The organism is Blautia aquisgranensis, assembly GCF_040096615.1.
GTDB classification, from domain to species: domain Bacteria; phylum Bacillota; class Clostridia; order Lachnospirales; family Lachnospiraceae; genus Blautia_A; species Blautia_A aquisgranensis.
Map to the genome: position 1 here is coordinate 132,666 of NZ_JBBMEJ010000002.1, position 16,410 is coordinate 149,075.

A 16,410-nucleotide genomic window follows, 5' to 3' on the forward strand; every position below is an offset into this window, starting at 1 on the left:
CAACTTTTAAGAAGAAAACCGTCAGAAGCATTAACTTTTTGACGGTTTTCTATATCCTTTATTCATTTTTATAACGATCTGAAATATCAGAGAGGAATTTTTTCATATCTTCCACTACATCAGATGGAGCAATGATTGTTGCTTTTTTGCGGAAACCGCAGACCCACGCAAGAAACTGATCGCTGATTTCTACGGTGGCAGCTACTATAAAATGAGAATCGTCATCTGCGGTATAAATAGCGTCTTTTGTTCCAAAACGTTCGATTGCTGTGTCCAAAAGAGGATTTATAAAACGTATGCGGACACGGCGTTTTTTGCCACAAAACATAGAAAAAACTCTTTGTGTATAGCTGTTCATATCTATTAATAAGTATTCATCTTCGCCCTCTCTTGGCTGTTCTTCCAGAACTTTAACATTTTTCATGCGGTCTACACGAAATGTTCTCATAGCTTTCGCATAATCACTGTATGCCAAAAGGTAATAGTTTCCATCATTTATAAGTAGTTTAAAGGGACTTACAACATAAGCTGCTCCCTTGCGGCGTTCAACTTGTGAATGAACATCACTGATTTGATATTTCATGTATTGAAAACTGATTTTTGATGGTGTTCGTGGCTGTGCGTCCCAACGGCGTGACATAGCATAATTGATATTAGCGATATTATTCAAAATTCCTTTTCTGTTGGTCTTTACACGATCACAGAGAAATACTTCTTCTTGAAGCTGTTCTGCTGCAAAATTACTTCCTAGTGAACCAATTTTTTCCACAAGCTCTTTTGCTTTATTTTGAGAAATAAATTTTGTAGCGTAAACACATTCTGCAAGTAATTTCAGATCATCAAGTTCAAAATCACGTGAAAGAAGTCGATAATAAGAGCCGCCTTGTGAGGGGCATTCAATATCCATACCAAACTCGTCACGTAAAACAAGAATATCTCTGAGGACAGAACGGCGTTCCGCAAGAATATCATGCTCAGTTTCCAGATAATCTATAATATCTTTGATGGTTGTTGGATGGTTTTCATCTGTGTTTTTTAAGAAATATTCAGCTATATAGAGTGTTTTCAGCTTTTGCTTTTCTGATTTCGGCATAATTACAACCCCAAACATTTTTCTTTTATTTTACCATTCCAAGAGAAACAGGGAAACAAGTTTTATATTTTTTCCCTAAGGTTTAGCGACTATAATAAAAATAGAATCCTCTGCTAAACCTTAAGGAAAAAATATAGTTGTTCCAAGAGCAAAGAAAAAGAGTGGAATCCCACTCTCATTCAATCTCGATGTTTTCAACGCCATATTTCAGAATAATATTGATTAATTCATTTCTGGAATAGTTGGTTTCTGCGGCAAGTTGGTCTAATGCTGAAAGAGTGTCCTCTTTAATACGAACGGTAATAACTTTACTACCGTCTTCCCCTCGTTTTTTGAGCTTTAAAGGCTTATTCATCATGTCAATCCACCTCTCATTTTGTAACCATTATAGATTGACGTTATGTTTTTAAATATGCTACAATCAGATATATAAATGTAATACAACTAGATTGCAAAAAAAGAAAGGTGTGGGGTAAAATGCAAAGGAAGGTAACATTTACAGAAAGTAACAGAGACCAAAAGATAGTTCAAGGAATCCTTGAATATAAGGAAAAGCAAGGATTGACTACATTCATTGATGCGGTGCGAAATATATGTGAAATCGGTTTGGACTACAAGAGATTACAGGAGAAATAGAGGAAAAATATCATGGAAGAAAATAAAAAAATGTCGAAGCCTACAAAGGTAATCTTGGGGATTCTTATTGCCATTGTTTGTATTTGTATAGCTTTCTTTGCTATGTCAAATATTAAAAAAAATAAAGTAAAGAAAGAATATAAGGATTTATTAGAAAATGGCATGGATAATATTTCTCAGGACTATAATTTATCAAAAGTAAATGTTCAGGTAACAGGCATTGAAAAGAGAAATTTGGAATACGATTTCGATGCTATTATTGATTGTGAAGGTGATAATAATGCACTAATATTTGATGATGGTAATAATGAAGAATATGATTATGACCAAGTAAAGGATTTTAAGGAGGCTATTAAACGTGTCGTCTATTATGCTAATTATGATTTAACGACTACCATCAAAGGTGATGGCGAGTCCAATTGGGATCTAAATACTGCGGTGACTTTTAATGGAGAGACTATAAAAATGGCATATAATGATAAGGTGTCCAGTAGTTCATCTAAAAATTCATTAAGATGTAAGTATTGCGGTCGTTCATTTACTGATGATGAAAATAAAAAAAGCATTCGACATACAAATATGTGTTTAAATTGTTACGATAACTATCAATTTGGAGCAGCAGCTCAGTCGGCAGCAGAACAGTATAGACAAAATAATTAGCGTAATGGAGATAAAGATGGGATTTATAGATGATATTGTTAAAGTTTTTAAAGCCTTATATCCTTCGCTTGGAGAAAAGAATGAACAACTACGGAAACAATTAAGGAAAATAGAAATTATCAGTATAGTAAGTGTAGTATTAATTGAGTGTATAGTTATAAGATTATTCTTTTTCTGGATGCCTGGGCTAATTTATAGTGTTAGAGACATGTGGAGACTTGCTCCGGGTGCCGTTCTTATCTTAGGAATATGCTTGCTTGCTATAGATGTTTTTGGTATTGTCCCGCCTATTGTAGTTGCGATTTATAAATCAAAGACACGTGATTTGAGACAGAAAAAAACTTTTTATCAGAAATGTATTAATAATGGACTGAAAGAATGTAATACTGAAATGGAGAAAGAAAAAGCTACATTGATAGCCAAACAAATTGGTATCAAAAAAATCTCAGAAATTTCAAAGTATTTTTATGAAGCTAAAAAAACAGTAGAGTCAAATAGCTTAGAGAAAGCCGAAACTGTACAGAAGAACAAACTGGAAGAACAAAAAAAGCAAGAAGAAACATTATGTAATCAATTAAATAAATATTCTTCTTACTATGGACGAGAGAAACGTATAGCTATGCTGAAAGATGAAAGACGCGAAGTATTAGCAAGGATAAAAGAAAAGCAAAATCTTGTTAATGGAGTGAATAACGTTTTCTTTGAAAAAGAACATGACCCTTACCTGCATGGTGGAATTGCTTCTGGAATTGCAGGAACAGGGGCGGGAGTTGTCAGAGCTTTGGAAGTTCAACAAAAAAATGCTGATATTCGCGAAAGAAATGCCCAAAACACAAAATTATTAGGCCCTTCGCTTTATAAGATGAAAGAAGAAATAAGCCATGATAAAACGTATGCAGGACGATTATTAGAGTCGGTCAATGATGTTGAAATAAAATTGGTGTTAGAAGAACCACCTGCTGCTTGCTTTGAAAAATTAACATTTAAAAATACCAGAGTTGAAATATTGGAATGTGGTAGTTGCGTTGTGACGGTTGATGTAGAAATGTTAGAACCTATGCGTATTTTAGAAAATTTGAATGGTATTATAGATGGTACAGTTATTGCAGAAATTTATGATTCAAATAAATGTATAGGTAAAGCAAATATGGTTCTTCCTAAATATGGAATAAAATACGGCGATAAAATTGAGTTAAAGGGTATGGCATTATTTTGTGGAGAAACAGATAAAAATTATACTGTTAAATTCTGCCCGTCAGAGAATCTTTGGGCTATGGAGAAATAATACAATCAGGAGTGGATTTGCGTCCACTCCTTTCTCATGCTTATAATAGCTTTGCGTGTCCCTCAATGGCTTCTTCTATCCGCTGTGGCTCGATTCCTATATAACGCTGTGTAATGGAAGCAGAACTATGTTGCAGCAGGCGTTGGACTAAGGTAATATCATAACCGTTATTTTTATAAATTTCCGTTGCATACCATTTTCTGAAAGAGTGGGTTCCGATTCCCTCAAATCCAAGGTAATCGCAGACAAGAGCAAGTTGTTTACTGATTGCACGTTCGGTCAAATCAAAAATCTTTTCATTTTTTCCAATCCCATTTCTCAGACAATAATTTTCAATGTACTGCTGAATGATAAGCGGAACGGTGAAAACTCGTTTCTTTTTTGTTTTCTGTTCCGTTATCTCCAATCTGTATCTGTCCCCGTCCCTCACAATATCGGAAAGCCGCAGACTCAGAATATCAGATATTCTAAGTCCGAGGTTTCCTTCCAAGACAAGGGCGGTTGCAATTCGTTCATTAGGACGACAGCCGCAAAATCCTTCCCTCATGGTCTGAATGATTTCCTTGTACTGTTCTGTGGTAAGGGCTTTCGTTCGCTTATTCATTTTTTATCAGTTCCCTTCATCTTTTCCAGTTCTTCAATACAACTATTGATACGATTATTTACATCTTCCAAAAGTAAACTAACTGTGTTTCCTTCTGGAAAGAAGTGTTCATTGTCAAGTGCGATACAAGCAACATCAAGAAAGCTGCTGCATCTGTTCAATGTGTCTTGGATTTTACAGAATTTCATTTGCGGTTCCCCCTTAATAGTTCTTATTTTGTGAGTGAATAGTTCCATATTTCCTACAACTTTTTGGAAAGCCGCGGAAATAATGGATTTTATAGTTCTTATAATTTGTATTTTAAGAACTTTCCTCTCTTGGCTCATTTTTTGAACCAAGAGAGAAGAATTTCATGCACTGATTGAAAAACGTCTTGAGCGTGTCTGACGAAGAAACGCGGTATAAAGATTTTCGTAAACCTTCTTGAATTCCTTGGAGTTGAACTTGGAAGTAAGAACTTCTGTCCATCTGACTGTGTAGCGGTCTGTGGAAAGGCTTTCTACTTTTCTCTCTGCCATCTCATTTTTAAGGTTGTCTTTCAGTCCGTCTACAATTCCTTTTACTTCATCCAAAAGTGCTTCATACTCCATGATTTCCTCTACTGTTGAGTTGATTTTTTCGTTTGTCATAATTTGTTATCCCCTTTTCTTTTGGTATTGGTGAGAGGTTCAAGTGGTGGTTGGCTATTTAAGTATCTAGCGTTCTACTCAGTGCATCCCAATCTCCCTTATCCATTTCCACTCTGACCTTGTATTCTTGGTTTCGGCTTTCGCTTACTTTCGTCTATCCTTGACTTGTTCCTCTCTCTTAACTTGTCTTTATTATACCACTAATATCTAGTGGAATCTATTGGCAAAACCACTAAATATTAGTGTGTTTAACCACTGGTATTTAGTGTATAATTACCACTAGCAATTAGTGGAATATTGTGATAAAATATTGATAACATGGAGGAGGTGGATTCTGATGATACAATACAAATTTAATGTAATGGAAAAACTGAAAGAGATTGGTTATAATTCCAAAAGACTAAGAGATGAAAAACTTTTAGGAGAATCTTACATGACGCAATTAAGAAGGGGAAACCTTGTGTCTTGGAAGACCATAGACACACTTTGCAGGCTCTTAAACTGTCAAGTAGGGGATTTGGTCGAATACGTGGCAGAAGACACGCCAGAAACCGCAGAATAGCCCTTTTAGCATATTCCAATAGAAAAGAGGGAGTGTGCGCGGTCAGTCCTTTAAAGAGACCAGAAGGGCAGCAGGTAAGCGTCAGAGGGGGCAGGTATTCAGGATTCTTCTGGAAAAATTCGATTTTCCGATTATACGAGGGCAGAACTCCCACTAAGAGGTGCTTTCATTTCAGAAAACGGATGTAAGGGAAATACTAGAAAATAAACGCAAAAAAAGGCAAGTCCATTTATGAGGTCTTATAATCTCATAAATGGACTTGCCGCAATTTATTTATTAAATCCTGCCAGAAGTTCATCAAGTGCCTTCTCGACAGTTTTTTCAAGTTCTGCTTTGATAGAACGTTCAAGTTCCTGCTGCTCTCGTTTCGCCATTTTCTCCTGCCGTATTTTACGGAACTTCCTTCTTTGGACTTTATCAAAAGCACGACAGATTTGATTAACGTCATATCCGTCGAGATACATTGTATCGTAATAATCTGGAATACCGTCCCTTCTGTCTAGTTCATCTTGAAGTGTTTCATGTTCATACATCATAATGTGTCCTTTCTTTTCCTGCTGCTGCGGAAATTTTTATTCTTTACTATATATAAAAATTAATGAGGAACGGTTATCCTATTATGGTTAAGGAGCAGGAACGAACTATCATTAAAAATTTTTCCTTAGAGGTTTAGCAGAGTATAAGAGTATAATTGAGATAAACCTTTAAGGAAAAAATCAGGAGATAAATTTTATTGTCGCCGCAGCCTTGTTCTCAGTTGTTTATAATATAAGATTTTGAACAATTTCCTCTGTGAGAGAAAAGATTTCGTGGTAGTCTTCATCATACCAGGCATTAAAAACAAATGGCTTAACATTGTAATAACAACAATTAAATTCATTCCATAATTTTGAAAAAGTATATTTCCATCGAGTAGGAGAGATTTTATTTGTATTGGATTTTTCTTGATAGGCTCGATCAGCTTCTTCAAGATATTGGCTTCTCTTAATTTTAAATTTTTCATATTCAGCCATTTTTTCCTTGTCACCAGAAACTCTCTCTTGGCATTTTATGTCGTATTTATTTTCGTAAGTACGCCATACTTGGCGATCACCAAAATCTTTTAAAAGTATACCTCTTTGGATAAGTTTACTTGCCCAGTTCCTCATAGTGCTATCTGCTATGGAAATACCATAGTCTGTATAAAGAATTGATGCCCTTGTATTCCATGGTGATGTTTGAAATGTATAATCAGTATTTAGCAGATACATTACAATAGCAAATGCTTTTAAATTTGTTTGTTTATCAAGAGATAATTTTCTGATTAAGAGTTCTCGCAATTTTTCTTCTACAGTTGAAGGAACTTGTTTAATTTCTACTCTTTTTGAAGAATAGTGGTATTTATATCCCCAATTATTAAGTCGTGTTTGAACCTTATTAGCAAAATTTTTATCATTTGGGGCGAGTTCCATGATTTCTGCTATTTCAGATCTTGAATAAAAACGCTTTTGTAATTTCTCAACAGTCATTTTGGACTTTGATATTTTTTCTAAAACCTTTAGCAGACTAGCATATTTTATAGTCGCTAAACCTTAAGGAAAAAATATTGGTTATCCTTTCTCAAGTATTGTATAATCATGCACCGACCTTTTTATTTCCTGTTGAAGAAGCGGGAAAGTCTGCAACCTTTTTTTCTGCTGCCGCAGTTTCTTCTTCTGTTACTGAAATACGAATGATTCTGGCTTTTGGTTTTCCTTCATTTTTCTCATAAACAAGTTTTCCATTTCTTAACTTTGGAATGTTTCTATAATTTGGAAATTGTTCCATAAACCAGTCGCGAACAAATTTGTATGGACTGGATTGTCCTTTGGACTGAATTTCAATAGTATCCATTACCGCGTTCATCTCTTCCGCATTATCTAAGACACTGATGTATTCGCGCATCTTTTTATAGGTAAGATTTTTAAATTTGGAAGGTGCTTTTTTCTCTCTGCCAGACTTGATAATAATAGTCATTGCAGGAAAGTCTGCAAGAACATCTTTAAGAAGTTTATATTCAGGTGTGCCGTATTCTTCAGATGCTTTTTTGAATGTATAGTTTACTGTGATTGTGTTATTTGTGAAATTGATTTTGTAACCCTTAATTGTTGTGTTTTCTCTGTTATTCATAATATCTTACCTCTTTTTTCTGTTTCCTTTTGGAATTATTGATTTATGCTACAAACTCGCTATATTTTTCGTTCTCTTCTTGCTCTTTTTTGCTTTTTTCTTCCTCTTCCAGTTTCTTGAAGAATTCTTTGTAGGTGCTATAATCTTTAAATTTTTCAAGGAACCAAGCAAGTACGGCTTTGTAAGGATTTGCCTGAACTTTTGCCATGAGTTTCTGACGTTCAAATTCTTTCATATAATCAATTGCGTTATCATTTTCATCTTTTTCTACTGGCTGAACTTTGATAAAAAGTTCCATATTTTTATAAGTAAGATTTTTGTAAGTTTTCTTTTCTGGATTCTTTTTAATAGTCTTTGTTACCATTTTTGCATTAGGAAAATCTTTGCGGTATTCTTTCCACAGTTTATATTCATCTGTCCCGAAAATTACTGCATTTTTTGCGAATGCTTTTGTTACCTGTGCTTCTGTTTCACTCATCATTTTAATTACCATTTTTGCCATTGTTTTGATCTCCTTTGTATTTTATTTTTCTTTGTTTCCCTTGCTCTTTATGTATTTAGTATATCATGTAACAAAATAATACTTGTACTATAAATAGATGAAGTGATATAATGTACATAGAATAGTTCACGATACTTTTGGACTAATTTTTGGTAGAATTCATATTAGATTTTTAGAAGAAAGAGGGGCAGCAGGAAAAGGAAATTCAAGAATGAAAGAACTTGACAAAAAGATGATGATTTTTGCTTGGAAGTTGCCAAAAGTTGATGGAAGTATTTAATTAAAAATAAAATAGATCAGTTTGCACATTATTAGAGTTACACATTTCATTTATTTTGAAGTGTAGAAGAAAGAAAAATTTGCACATCATTTGCACATCTGTATCAACACGGTAAAAAGAAGATTTGAGTAGTGTTTGCACATTATTGAACTTGCACATTTGGGGTGTTGGGAGAGCAGGAGAGAGAAGCGGTTGCAGAAATATTTACACATTTTTATCAAGAACATCAAAAAAGGAAGGAACCACTTCTGTGATTCCCTCCTTAAAAATCCTTATTTTATGCGGATTTCTTATTTGCCGAAGTATCTCTTAAGCAGACCTGCGAATGCTTTTCCGTGTCTTGCCTCGTCTTTAGCCATCTCATGTACTGTGTCATGGATTGCATCAAGATCAGCTGCTTTCGCACGTTTGGCAAGATCGAATTTACCTGCTGTAGCGCCGTTCTCAGCGTCAACACGCATCTGAAGGTTCTTCTCTGTGCTGTCTGTTACGACCTCGCCGAGGAGCTCTGCGAATTTAGCTGCATGCTCTGCTTCCTCGTAAGCAGCTTTTTCATAGTACATACCAACTTCCGGATATCCTTCTCTGTGAGCAACTCTTGCCATTGCAAGATACATACCAACCTCAGAGCACTCGCCCTCGAAGTTTGCTCTCAGGTCTGCAAGGATGTCCTCGCTTACACCTTTAGCGATTCCTACAACATGCTCAGCTGCCCATGTGAGCTCGCCTTCCTGTTTCGTGAATTTAGAAGCTGGTGCTTTACATACTGGACAGGCTTCCGGTGCCTGCTCGCCTTCGTAAACATATCCACATACATTACATACCCATTTTGCCATAGTGATGATCTCCTTTTCTTATAAAAATTTATTTTGATTTTTTGTTTCTTCTAAATTAATAATAGTAATTATTACTGTTTTATAATAACATGTGATCTTTATTTTGTCAAGACTGTTTTTCCTCTTTTTTGAGGCATTCTTTGCAGATTCCGTAGAAGCTTGCGTCTACATCAAAGACCTTGCCATGGACGAATTCTGCAGCGACCTGTTCCAGGATTCCGTTGAGGCTGTCTGACTGCATATCGATCACCCGGTTGCACTTCGTACACATGAAATGTGAGTGCGGTGCGACCCTTCCATCATAGCGGTCCGCGCTTCCGAAATTGGTCAGCTTCCGGATCTCGCCGATGTCACTGAGAAGAGAAAGATTACGGTAGACAGTTCCGAGACTGATGTTAGGATAGATCTGTCGAAGATTCTCGTATACTGTATCTGCCGTTGGATGATCTGTTCTGGATCTCAGAAATTCCTTGATGGATTCTCTCTGACGGCTGTATTTAAGTGCTGCCATAATGATTCCTCCCTGTTAGTAATAGTAATTATTACTGATATTAATATAACCGACAGAAGAGGATTTGTCAATGAGTTTTGTGAAAAAAATATATACTAATTTTATTAGGATATTTTGTACAGATTGCGATATTTTATTTATAGGAAATGATACAGGGATTTTGTAAATGATAGCAATTTATCAATAAAAAAGCTTATTGAAAAAATTTTAAAAATAAGTTGACAGAGACTAACTCAAGTGATATGATTGCGGTAGTTAGAGAGATCTAACTAATGTATAAAAGGAGAATGCAAATGACTTGTGCAAAATTTGAATCTGTCATAGGTTATCATTGTTCCCCTGTATTAATGGGAATGAAACCGGCGAATCTTGTATCCTTTTCCAAGGAAAAAATGCCGGAGCTGCCGGAGATCGTTTCGGATTATAAAGAGGGTCTTGAGCGGGAAGGTATTCATATGGAGATCATCTGTGGATGCAGAAAGCATTATCTTCTTCTGGTATACCGGCAGGATATGTTGCAGGAATATCTTGAACAGGAAGAAGCCAGGAAACTTTTACTCCAGGATGGGTATGATATAAATGGGACTTTGGATGAGATGATCGCTCATCTGAAGGAGCGTTTTTTTCATAAAACGGAATTTCCGCATGAGATCGGATTATTTCTCGGGTATCCTATTGAGGATGTTAAGGGCTTTCGCAGGTTTGGAGGCAGTGACTGTAAGCTTTGTGGTTACTGGAAGGTTTATGATGACGTGGAGCAGGCGCGAGTGATTTTTGCAAGCTATGACCGTTGTCGGGAATTTACTGCGGCGCAGATCCGTCAGGGTTATTCGATTTTGCAGGTAATTGGCATGAGGCATCTCTGTACATCTCAGATGTATGTATAAATAAAGTTAAAAACAGGAGGTTTTTAAGATGAGCAAGGTAGGAATTATTTACTGGTCTTCTACAGGTAATACAGAGGCAATGGCACAGGCTATTGAGGAAGGTGCAAAAGCAGCTGGTGCTGATGTTGAGATCATGGAAGTTGCAGATGCAGATGTAGATAAAGCTCTCTCTTATGATGTTCTGGCACTGGGGTGCCCGGCAATGGGAGATGAGGAGCTTGAGGATGGCGAGTTTGAACCGTTTTTCTCTGATCTGGAAGGCAAGCTTTCCGGTAAGAAGGTTGCGCTTTTTGGTTCCTATGACTGGGGCGATGGTGACTGGATGAGAACATGGTGCGGCAGAGCGAAAGATGCTGGTGCAGAGCTTGTTGAGGATGAGGGACTTATTGTAAATAATACTCCTGATGATGAGGGGCTTGCTGCCTGCCGTGAGCTGGGCGGAAAACTGGCGTAGGATTTCTGGATATAATTAAAAACTGAATTGGGCATTGGATTTTTTGTGGAAGCTGCCTGGATGAAAGGATGTGGGTCTTTTTGTCTGGGTGGCTTTTTTTATATGGGGAATGGGCGTCGGCGCGGTGCTGGATGCTTTGAGGGTGTCGAATAATGAGATAATTTTTGGATGAAATTTGATTGGATATTTTGGGACTATGTGGTAAAGTTATCATATCTTATAAGATGTTTGTCTGTATGGACTTCTTTTTGCTTCGATTTCCGGAGCGTTTTTCCATTTGGGTGTTTGAGATTATAGAGAATCCGGTTTATGGGATTTTTATGTTTTTGTGTGTGGTATAATGTAGATACCAGAGGAGTATGAATGACTAATAATACAATATTTGACGATGTTTTCCGTACAATGATGGAAAAGATGACATATCTGGTGATTCCGCTTATCAATGAAGTGTTTCATACGTCGTATCCGGATGATGTGAAGATTATACAGCTTCGCAATGAGCATCAACTGGAGGATGGAGAGATTATTACGGATGCCAGTTTGCTGATTGAAGGTAAGGTTTATCATATTGAATGTCAGAGTACAGATGATACAAGTATGGCGATTCGGATGGTGGAGTATGATTTTGCTGTTGCATTGGAAAGAGCAGTGAAATTTGGACGAAAATATCGTGTGGAATTTCCCAAGTCGTGTGTGCTATACTTAAGATGTGGAAGAAATACTCCGGATTTTCTGGAAGTGGAGATGGTACTTCCAGATGGAAAGTTGTGCGAGTATAAGGTTCCGGTAATTAAAATGAATAAGTATACGAAAGACAATATTTTTGAGAGAAAACTTCTGATGCTGCTTCCATTTTATATTATGAAATATGAGCAGATGGCTGATAACATAGAGCGGGATTCGGTGAAATTGCAGGAGATGTTAAAAGAATTCGAAGACATCCGGAAAAAACTGGAAGAGGAGATTTCAAATTCCGGAAGAGCAGAATTGTATATGGATCTGGATAAACTGATCATCAGAATAGCAGACTATATTTTCAGGAATAAAGAAAAAATCAGGAAAGGAATAGGTGAGGTTATGGGTGGAAAGGTTTTGCAGCTGGAATCAGAGAGATTGCGTGCGGAAGGCGAAGCGCGCGGGGAAGCGCGAGGGGAAGCACGCGGAGAAGCCAGAGGTAAAGCTATGGGTGAAGTTCGCCTGAGCACATTGATTAACAGGCTGATTCTGGATAATCGAACAGATGAAATACAGAGAGTGGTGACAGATGCTGACAGGAGAAATGAATTGTATAAGGAGTATGATTTATAAGTAAAAATTTTGGTAATAAATGATGTGGGAAGCTGCCTGGATGAAAGGATGTGGGTCTTTTTGTCTGGGTGTCTTTTTTTATATGGGGATGCCCGGGAGAATGAGTGAGGTTTGAAGAAATATAGAAGAAATGAATATTCAGACGGAAGAAACTGTGTTGATTTTAATATTTAAGTAGCCTAAAATAGATGAAGATGAGTAATTAATTTATGGATGAGGAGGTGTCGAGGGATGACGCGGGAAGAGGCAGAAAAGTATTTGTATTATGCGATGACGATCGGGGAGCAGCTTCTTAGCTGTGGTGCGGAAGTTGGGCGTGTGGAGGATACGATTCGGCGTATCTGTATGGCGTATGGTGCTTCCAGGGCGGATGTTTTTTCGATTACTTCCAGTATTGTGACTACGATCTATGGGGAAGATTTCGGGATCTGTACGCAGACGAGGCGTGTGCCGGGGATGGCGAACGATCTGGGGCGACTGGATGATTTAAACCAGCTTTCCAGGTATATTTGTGAGTACCGGCCGAAACCGGAGGAGATCAAAAGGCGACTCGAGGTGATTCGGAATAAGCAGGGGTATTCTTTTAAGACGCAGATTCTGATCTATGCGGTAATCTCAGGTTCGTTTTCCGTATTTTTCGGAGGCGATTTCAAGGATATGATCGCTTCGGCGCTGATCGGTATTGCGTTGAAGCTGTTTGAGGCTTTTGTGAAACGTGGGGCGCTGAATTCGCTGCTTACGGTGCTTCTGTGTTGTGGAGCGGGTGGTGTTCTTTCCAATCTTACGGTGTTGATCGGGCTTGGACATCATGCGGATCTGATCAGTATCGGAAATATTATGCTGCTGATTCCGGGAATCGCTTTTACCAATTCTCTGAGAGATATGTTTTCCGGAGATACGATCACGGGTCTGATCCGGTGTATGGAATCGATACTTCTGGCTCTGGTCGTAGGACTTGGATTTACGGCTGCGAATCTGCTGTTCTAACCGAATAAACTGTGGCAGTTATTCGTATATAGAGCTATGCAGCGAATGTAGATTGAGAATATTAAGTTCCAGACAGGAACTCAAAAAGCAATAAGCAATGGATGGGGACCTTGCTTGTATCGGGAGGAAAAATTATGCGGGAGATTATACAGCTGATCGTATCTTTCACGGGATCCCTCGGCTTTGCGGCATTATTTAATATACATGGAAAAAAACTCTGGTTCGCAGCAGTTGGTGGTTGTTTGTCGTGGGCGGTGTATCTGGCAGTGGAGTTCATAACGCCAAGTCCGTATGCGTGTGGTTTCTGGTCAACAGTAGCGATCACTTTGTATGCAGAGTGCATGGCGAGAGTTCACAAAACACCGGTAACGGTGTTTCTGGTTTCGGCTACAATTCCGCTGATCCCGGGAGCTGCACTTTACCGTACTATGAACTGGATGCTGATGAGAGACTGGGCAAATTTCCAGAAGGATGGGATTTATACAATACTTTTTGCGGCCAGTATGGCGGCGGGTATGACGTTAACGACCATTGCGTTTCGAATGGCCTGGCGGTGGATGTACAGGCAGCGGAGGATGTAGTTACTGTTTGCAGAAAACGAGAATTGCAGCGAGAAATTCCCCGTTTACAAATCTTCCGAAATGTGATACGATTTCCCATATGGAAAACTCGTGGAAGAAGAGAGTACATGTGTACACCACACTACAGGGAAATCCCCGGAGGACTTTTTCCTGAAGCAGACAGAGGCTATAAGCAGTCTGACTTCGGAAGGTTCCGAGACTGAGAGGGATGTGCAGGCACAGATGGAAGATGGCTTCGGAGAGGCATTGCTGACCCGGTTTTGGAGAGAATACCAGAGTCCCTTTTAACGGACACCGGCAGGCAGTGACAGGACCGCCTGTTACAGCGGAAGGGTATAGTTTATTGATTCTGTACCTGATGAGGTTTCTGTCGTGAGGCAGAAATAAAAAGAAGTGGTAACACGGGATAATAACTCGTCTTCTCATAGAAATATGAGAAGACATTTTTTATTTCATGAAAAATGGAGGAAAGAAAAGATGGAAAAACAGAGATATTATATCAGTACTGCGATTGCATACACATCTGGTAAACCGCATATCGGAAATACTTATGAGGTAGTTCTTGCAGATGCGATCGCACGTTTTAAGAGACAGCAGGGATATGACGTATATTTCCAGACAGGAACTGACGAGCATGGCCAGAAGATCGAGCTGAAAGCAGAGGAAGCAGGCGTTACTCCTAAGGAATTCGTAGATAATGTTTCCGGTGAGATCAAACGTATCTGGGATCTGATGAACACATCCTATGACAAATTCATCCGTACAACAGATAAAGACCATGAAGAGCAGGTCAAAAAAATCTTCAAAAAAATGTATGCAAAGGGAGATATCTACAAGGGACATTACGAGGGAATGTACTGTACACCTTGCGAATCTTTCTTTACAGAGTCTCAGCTTGTAGATGGTAAATGTCCGGACTGCGGACGTCCGTGTGTACCTGCAAAAGAAGAAGCTTACTTCTTCAAAATGAGCAAATATGCAGACAGACTGATCGACTACATTAACACTCATCCGGATTTCATTCAGCCGGAGTCACGTAAAAACGAGATGATGAACAACTTCCTTCTTCCGGGACTTCAGGATCTCTGCGTATCCAGAACATCTTTCAAATGGGGAATTCCTGTAGATTTCGATCCGAAGCACGTAGTATATGTATGGCTGGATGCCCTGACAAACTATATCACAGGTATCGGCTATGACTGCGACGGAAACAGCAGCGATAAATTCAACAAATATTGGCCTGCTGATCTTCACCTGATCGGAAAAGATATCATCCGTTTCCATACGATTTACTGGCCGATCTTCCTGATGTCTCTGGATCTTCCGCTTCCGAAACAGGTATTCGGACATCCGTGGCTTCTTCAGGGTGATGGAAAAATGAGTAAATCCAAAGGAAATGTAATCTATGCAGATGAGCTTGTTGAGTTTTTCGGTGTAGATGCTGTCCGTTATTTCGTACTCCATGAGATGCCATTTGAGAATGACGGTGTGATTACATGGGAGCTGATGGTTGAGAGACTGAATTCCGACCTTGCAAACACACTTGGAAATCTTGTAAACCGTACTATTTCCATGTCCAACAAATATTTTAACGGAGTTGTTGAGAATAAGAATGTAACTGAGCCGGTTGATGATGACCTTAAGAACTTCATCCTTCAGGTTCCGAAGAATGTTTCTGCAAAAATGGATAAGCTTCGTGTTGCAGATGCCATCACAGAGGTATTCTCTCTGTTCAAGCGCTGCAACAAATATATTGATGAGACTATGCCATGGGCTCTTGCAAAGGATGAGACAAAACAGGATCGTCTTGCAACTGTTCTCTACAACCTGGTTGAAGGAATCTGCATCGGCGCATCTCTTCTGAAGTCCTTTATGCCACGTACAACAGAGCGTATCCTTGTACAGCTTAATGCAAATGAGAGATCTCTTGAGGAGATGGATCAGTTCGGACTTTATCCGTCAGGAAACCGTGTAACAGATAAGCCGGAGATTCTTTTTGCAAGACTTGACCTGAAAGAGGTTCTTGAGAAAGTTGAGAAGCTTCATCCGAAGAAAGAAGAGCCGAAGGAAGAAGTAAAAGAGGAGAAAGCAGAAGATGTGATCGATATCGAGGCAAAGCCGGAGATCACTTTTGACGATTTCGAGAAGCTTCAGTTCCAGGTTGGTGAGATCATTGCCTGCGAGGAAGTTAAGAAATCCAGAAAACTTCTCTGCTCGCAGGTTAAGATCGGAAGCCAGGTACGCCAGATCGTATCCGGAATTAAAGCTCATTATTCCGCAGAGGAAATGGTAGGCAAAAAAGTTATGGTTGTTACAAACCTGAAACCGGCTAAACTTGCCGGAATCCTCAGCGAGGGTATGATTCTCTGTGCAGAGGATGCGGACGGAAATCTTTCTCTTATGGTACCGGAGAAAGAGATGCCTGCAGGTGCTGAGATCTGCTAAAT

Annotated in this window: 21 protein-coding genes; 10 read left to right on the forward strand and 11 right to left on the reverse strand. The window is 38.6% G+C overall.

What is annotated here, in order from left to right:
• Positions 1–58 precede the first annotated feature (58 nt).
• Both WMO28_RS02495 and WMO28_RS02500 read right to left on the reverse strand, forming a co-directional pair.
• The gene (locus WMO28_RS02495) at positions 59–1,093 is read right to left on the reverse strand and encodes a helix-turn-helix transcriptional regulator (protein ID WP_349055959.1); all 1,035 of its coding nucleotides are present in this window, start codon (positions 1,091–1,093) and stop codon (positions 59–61) included.
• A 175-nt stretch (positions 1,094–1,268) separates the two neighbouring features.
• Positions 1,269–1,451 (reverse strand): ribbon-helix-helix protein, CopG family, encoded by a 183-nt coding sequence (locus WMO28_RS02500; protein WP_349055961.1) that lies wholly within the window; start codon positions 1,449–1,451, stop codon positions 1,269–1,271.
• Between the two features lie 290 nt (positions 1,452–1,741).
• Between WMO28_RS02500 and WMO28_RS02505 the strand changes: the two genes are divergently transcribed.
• Both WMO28_RS02505 and WMO28_RS02510 read left to right on the forward strand, forming a co-directional pair.
• The gene (locus WMO28_RS02505; protein ID WP_349055962.1) at positions 1,742–2,389 is read left to right on the forward strand and encodes a hypothetical protein; all 648 of its coding nucleotides are present in this window, start codon (positions 1,742–1,744) and stop codon (positions 2,387–2,389) included.
• Between the two features lie 16 nt (positions 2,390–2,405).
• Positions 2,406–3,674, forward strand: a complete 1,269-nt coding sequence (locus WMO28_RS02510; RefSeq protein ID WP_349055963.1) for a hypothetical protein — start codon at positions 2,406–2,408, stop codon at positions 3,672–3,674.
• A gap of 40 nt (positions 3,675–3,714) precedes the next feature.
• Here WMO28_RS02510 and WMO28_RS02515 read toward each other — a convergent pair whose 3' ends face one another.
• The 3 genes from WMO28_RS02515 to WMO28_RS02525 form a co-directional block, all read right to left on the reverse strand.
• Positions 3,715–4,278 (reverse strand): tyrosine-type recombinase/integrase, encoded by a 564-nt coding sequence (locus WMO28_RS02515; protein ID WP_349055964.1) that lies wholly within the window; start codon positions 4,276–4,278, stop codon positions 3,715–3,717.
• The gene (locus WMO28_RS02520; RefSeq protein ID WP_227195445.1) at positions 4,275–4,466 is read right to left on the reverse strand and encodes a hypothetical protein; all 192 of its coding nucleotides are present in this window, start codon (positions 4,464–4,466) and stop codon (positions 4,275–4,277) included. Before WMO28_RS02520 ends, WMO28_RS02515 begins: the two co-directional genes overlap by 4 nt.
• 162 nt (positions 4,467–4,628) lie before the next feature.
• On the reverse strand, positions 4,629–4,907 hold the full coding sequence (locus tag WMO28_RS02525; protein WP_227195447.1) for a hypothetical protein: 279 nt from the start codon (positions 4,905–4,907) through the stop codon (positions 4,629–4,631).
• Positions 4,908–5,244: 337 nt separating this feature from the next.
• Here WMO28_RS02525 and WMO28_RS02530 point away from each other — a divergent pair, with 337 nt between their 5' ends.
• Entirely contained in the window at positions 5,245–5,469 is a 225-nt protein-coding gene (locus WMO28_RS02530) for a helix-turn-helix domain-containing protein (protein WP_288700349.1), read from the forward strand.
• Positions 5,470–5,738: 269 nt separating this feature from the next.
• On the opposite strand, the gene WMO28_RS02535 is transcribed toward WMO28_RS02530, so the two are convergent.
• The 6 genes from WMO28_RS02535 to WMO28_RS02560 form a co-directional block, all read right to left on the reverse strand.
• Positions 5,739–6,005, reverse strand: coding sequence for a hypothetical protein (locus tag WMO28_RS02535; protein WP_227195450.1), 267 nt, complete (start codon positions 6,003–6,005; stop codon positions 5,739–5,741).
• Between the two features lie 225 nt (positions 6,006–6,230).
• Positions 6,231–6,977, reverse strand: coding sequence for a hypothetical protein (locus tag WMO28_RS02540; protein WP_349055966.1), 747 nt, complete (start codon positions 6,975–6,977; stop codon positions 6,231–6,233).
• A 106-nt stretch (positions 6,978–7,083) separates the two neighbouring features.
• Entirely contained in the window at positions 7,084–7,617 is a 534-nt protein-coding gene (locus WMO28_RS02545) for a hypothetical protein (RefSeq protein ID WP_349055968.1), read from the reverse strand.
• Positions 7,618–7,660: 43 nt separating this feature from the next.
• Positions 7,661–8,119: a hypothetical protein gene (locus tag WMO28_RS02550; protein WP_349055970.1), complete on the reverse strand. Its 459-nt coding sequence runs from the start codon at positions 8,117–8,119 to the stop codon at positions 7,661–7,663.
• A 570-nt stretch (positions 8,120–8,689) separates the two neighbouring features.
• Positions 8,690–9,235 (reverse strand): NADH peroxidase, encoded by a 546-nt coding sequence (locus WMO28_RS02555; protein ID WP_178645178.1) that lies wholly within the window; start codon positions 9,233–9,235, stop codon positions 8,690–8,692.
• 106 nt (positions 9,236–9,341) lie between these two features.
• A complete protein-coding gene (locus tag WMO28_RS02560; protein ID WP_178645177.1) occupies positions 9,342–9,746 on the reverse strand; it encodes a transcriptional repressor in 405 nt (134 codons plus the stop codon).
• A gap of 293 nt (positions 9,747–10,039) precedes the next feature.
• On the opposite strand from WMO28_RS02560, the gene WMO28_RS02565 reads away from it, so the two are divergent.
• The 7 genes from WMO28_RS02565 (at position 10,040) to metG (ending at position 16,408) form a co-directional block, all read left to right on the forward strand.
• Positions 10,040–10,633: a DUF3793 family protein gene (locus WMO28_RS02565; protein ID WP_178645176.1), complete on the forward strand. Its 594-nt coding sequence runs from the start codon at positions 10,040–10,042 to the stop codon at positions 10,631–10,633.
• Positions 10,634–10,661: 28 nt separating this feature from the next.
• A complete protein-coding gene (locus tag WMO28_RS02570) occupies positions 10,662–11,087 on the forward strand; it encodes a flavodoxin (RefSeq protein ID WP_178645175.1) in 426 nt (141 codons plus the stop codon).
• Positions 11,088–11,450: 363 nt separating this feature from the next.
• A complete protein-coding gene (locus WMO28_RS02575; protein WP_178645174.1) occupies positions 11,451–12,395 on the forward strand; it encodes an RpnC/YadD family protein in 945 nt (314 codons plus the stop codon).
• 231 nt (positions 12,396–12,626) lie between these two features.
• Positions 12,627–13,382 carry a threonine/serine exporter family protein gene (locus tag WMO28_RS02580; RefSeq protein WP_349055974.1) on the forward strand — a complete coding sequence of 252 codons (756 nt, stop codon included), beginning with the start codon at positions 12,627–12,629 and terminating at the stop codon, positions 13,380–13,382.
• Positions 13,383–13,516: 134 nt separating this feature from the next.
• Positions 13,517–13,963 (forward strand): threonine/serine exporter family protein, encoded by a 447-nt coding sequence (locus WMO28_RS02585; RefSeq protein WP_178645172.1) that lies wholly within the window; start codon positions 13,517–13,519, stop codon positions 13,961–13,963.
• 90 nt (positions 13,964–14,053) lie between these two features.
• The gene (locus tag WMO28_RS02590; RefSeq protein WP_349055976.1) at positions 14,054–14,251 is read left to right on the forward strand and encodes a hypothetical protein; all 198 of its coding nucleotides are present in this window, start codon (positions 14,054–14,056) and stop codon (positions 14,249–14,251) included.
• A 144-nt stretch (positions 14,252–14,395) separates the two neighbouring features.
• Positions 14,396–16,408, forward strand: coding sequence for a methionine--tRNA ligase (metG, locus tag WMO28_RS02595; RefSeq protein ID WP_349055978.1), 2,013 nt, complete (start codon positions 14,396–14,398; stop codon positions 16,406–16,408).
• The last annotated feature ends 2 nt before the right edge of the window (positions 16,409–16,410 follow it).

Coding starts and splice junctions, on each gene's coding strand:
- WMO28_RS02585 (WP_178645172.1), top strand. CDS start 13,517: ATGCGGGAGATTATACAGCTGATCGTATCTTTCACGGGATCCCTCGGC.
- WMO28_RS02510 (WP_349055963.1), top strand. CDS start 2,406: ATGGGATTTATAGATGATATTGTTAAAGTTTTTAAAGCCTTATATCCT.
- WMO28_RS02560 (WP_178645177.1), bottom strand. CDS start 9,746: ATGGCAGCACTTAAATACAGCCGTCAGAGAGAATCCATCAAGGAATTT.
- WMO28_RS02495 (WP_349055959.1), bottom strand. CDS start 1,093: ATGCCGAAATCAGAAAAGCAAAAGCTGAAAACACTCTATATAGCTGAA.
- WMO28_RS02580 (WP_349055974.1), top strand. CDS start 12,627: ATGACGCGGGAAGAGGCAGAAAAGTATTTGTATTATGCGATGACGATC.
- WMO28_RS02575 (WP_178645174.1), top strand. CDS start 11,451: ATGACTAATAATACAATATTTGACGATGTTTTCCGTACAATGATGGAA.
- WMO28_RS02500 (WP_349055961.1), bottom strand. CDS start 1,451: ATGATGAATAAGCCTTTAAAGCTCAAAAAACGAGGGGAAGACGGTAGT.
- WMO28_RS02535 (WP_227195450.1), bottom strand. CDS start 6,005: ATGATGTATGAACATGAAACACTTCAAGATGAACTAGACAGAAGGGAC.
- WMO28_RS02520 (WP_227195445.1), bottom strand. CDS start 4,466: ATGAAATTCTGTAAAATCCAAGACACATTGAACAGATGCAGCAGCTTT.
- WMO28_RS02545 (WP_349055968.1), bottom strand. CDS start 7,617: ATGAATAACAGAGAAAACACAACAATTAAGGGTTACAAAATCAATTTC.
- WMO28_RS02565 (WP_178645176.1), top strand. CDS start 10,040: ATGACTTGTGCAAAATTTGAATCTGTCATAGGTTATCATTGTTCCCCT.
- WMO28_RS02505 (WP_349055962.1), top strand. CDS start 1,742: ATGGAAGAAAATAAAAAAATGTCGAAGCCTACAAAGGTAATCTTGGGG.
- WMO28_RS02540 (WP_349055966.1), bottom strand. CDS start 6,977: ATGACTGTTGAGAAATTACAAAAGCGTTTTTATTCAAGATCTGAAATA.
- WMO28_RS02555 (WP_178645178.1), bottom strand. CDS start 9,235: ATGGCAAAATGGGTATGTAATGTATGTGGATATGTTTACGAAGGCGAG.
- WMO28_RS02530 (WP_288700349.1), top strand. CDS start 5,245: ATGATACAATACAAATTTAATGTAATGGAAAAACTGAAAGAGATTGGT.
- WMO28_RS02550 (WP_349055970.1), bottom strand. CDS start 8,119: ATGGCAAAAATGGTAATTAAAATGATGAGTGAAACAGAAGCACAGGTA.
- WMO28_RS02515 (WP_349055964.1), bottom strand. CDS start 4,278: ATGAATAAGCGAACGAAAGCCCTTACCACAGAACAGTACAAGGAAATC.
- WMO28_RS02570 (WP_178645175.1), top strand. CDS start 10,662: ATGAGCAAGGTAGGAATTATTTACTGGTCTTCTACAGGTAATACAGAG.
- metG (WP_349055978.1), top strand. CDS start 14,396: ATGAGAAGACATTTTTTATTTCATGAAAAATGGAGGAAAGAAAAGATG.
- WMO28_RS02525 (WP_227195447.1), bottom strand. CDS start 4,907: ATGACAAACGAAAAAATCAACTCAACAGTAGAGGAAATCATGGAGTAT.